Genomic DNA, 1,573 nt, shown 5'->3' on the forward strand with positions numbered 1-1,573 from the left:
TTGACTAGAGTCATGCTCTCGACAGTAGGGCAAGACCTCTGCTTCAATCTGCCGCTCGAACAGGTTGTAGGGGGGCTGGGCGGTGTGCAGAGGAGCCACCTGGCGAAACCGATCCATCTGTTCGGGGGAAAAGTTGCTGACCCCAATGGCGCGGATCTTGCCCTGCTGCAGCAACTGCCCCAGAAACGCCGCCGTTTCTTCGATCGGTTCCAAGGGATCCGGCCAATGAATTTGGTAGAGATCGATCACATCTGTTTGCAAGCGGCGCAGAGAATCCTCCAGTTCTTGGGCCAAGCGAGGCAGGCTGGAGTTGCGCACCACTTTGTTGTTTGTCCACTCCAGTCCCGCTTTGGTGGCGAGAACCACCCGATCGCGGCAACCTGAGTCTTTGATCGCTTGCCCCAGCACTTCCTCCGAAACACCCAGTCCGTAGATGGGAGCGGTGTCGAAGGTGGTTATGCCCAAATCAATGGCTTTGCGAATCGTGGTGTAAGATTCCTGGCGGTCGGAAGGGCCCCACCAGCCGCCGCCCATCGCCCAAGTGCCCAGGCCCACCCGGCTCAACCTTAGCCCTGCATCTGCGAGGGTGACGAACTCCATGGCTGCTCCTGCTGAACCCCGATCCTCCCACTGTGGCCAGGGATCCTCTCCAAAAATCTAGCAGACATTGCTGACAGCAGCCGAGGTTGCGTGAACGACCCAAGCCTGTGACCGGGGTTGGAAGGAGAGGAGAGGCTTTTGACTCTGCTGTTGTAAGGAACTGAATCGATAGGATCCCATTCAAGAGCTGCAGCGTCTCTCAACCCAGAACTTTTGCGAGGAATGGCTCCATGAAGCCCACTTTTCTTGTCTCTACTGTCAGCTCCGTCGGTATGGCTCTCCTGTGGGGATCCCTTCTGGCTGGAAGGGCTGCCCAAGCGCAGGTGATCACCCCTCTTTTCCCCTCTGGAACTCCCATCCCCGTCGAACCCTTGCCCCCCAGCCCGGACATTCCCACCCTGCCCATTGTGCCGGATCCCCGGCCTGTGCCGGCAACCCCTGCTCCCCAGCGACCGCTGCCCAGGGGGAGTTTTGAGGAGATCAGCCGCTACTTCCGGGATCTCAACCGCGCCAAAAACCTGGCCCGCCAAGCTGCCGAGATCGCCAATGGGGGCCTGCAGCGCTATCGCGCCGAAGCTTCCATGCACGGGGCAGCCATCGACTCGCCGTTTGAAGAGTTTGAAGATGCTTGGATCTTCACCTTCCGGGGGGGAGAGCCCGGCTTTGTCCAGCCCAGCATTGAAACCCAGGTGCGGGTGGACAGGCGCACCTTTCAAACCACCATCCTCTACAACGGCCCCATCCGCTCCCGCCGCTGACGGCAGCCTGGGATCCCTGCCATCCTTGGCATAATCAGAAAAGGGCGAGGGATCCGGGGTATGACCAAGTTTGTCTTCGTCACCGGTGGAGTGGTCTCCAGCATCGGCAAAGGCATTGTGGCGGCTAGCTTGGGTCGCCTGCTCAAATCCCGCAACTACACGGTGTCGATTTTGAAGCTGGATCCCTACATCAATGTGGATCCCGGCACCATGAG

Annotated in this window: 3 protein-coding genes; 2 read left to right on the forward strand and 1 reads right to left on the reverse strand. The window is 59.4% G+C overall.

All coding sequences use genetic code 11. From position 1 onward, the window contains the following. Positions 1-600 (reverse strand): aldo/keto reductase (locus NW819_RS11275; RefSeq protein ID WP_414413797.1); only part of this gene is annotated, 600 nt, incomplete at its 3' end. Between the two features lie 230 nt (positions 601-830). On the opposite strand from NW819_RS11275, the gene NW819_RS11280 reads away from it, so the two are divergent. Both NW819_RS11280 and NW819_RS11285 read left to right on the forward strand, forming a co-directional pair. After that, a complete protein-coding gene (locus tag NW819_RS11280; RefSeq protein ID WP_414343236.1) occupies positions 831-1,358 on the forward strand; it encodes a hypothetical protein in 528 nt (175 codons plus the stop codon). A gap of 60 nt (positions 1,359-1,418) precedes the next feature. Further along, a partial coding sequence (locus NW819_RS11285) for a hypothetical protein (protein ID WP_414413798.1) occupies positions 1,419-1,573 on the forward strand: 155 nt, incomplete at its 3' end.

The organism is Synechococcus sp. R8-2 (assembly GCF_047461715.1).
In the GTDB taxonomy this organism is placed as follows: Bacteria; Cyanobacteriota; Cyanobacteriia; order Thermostichales; family Thermostichaceae; genus Thermostichus.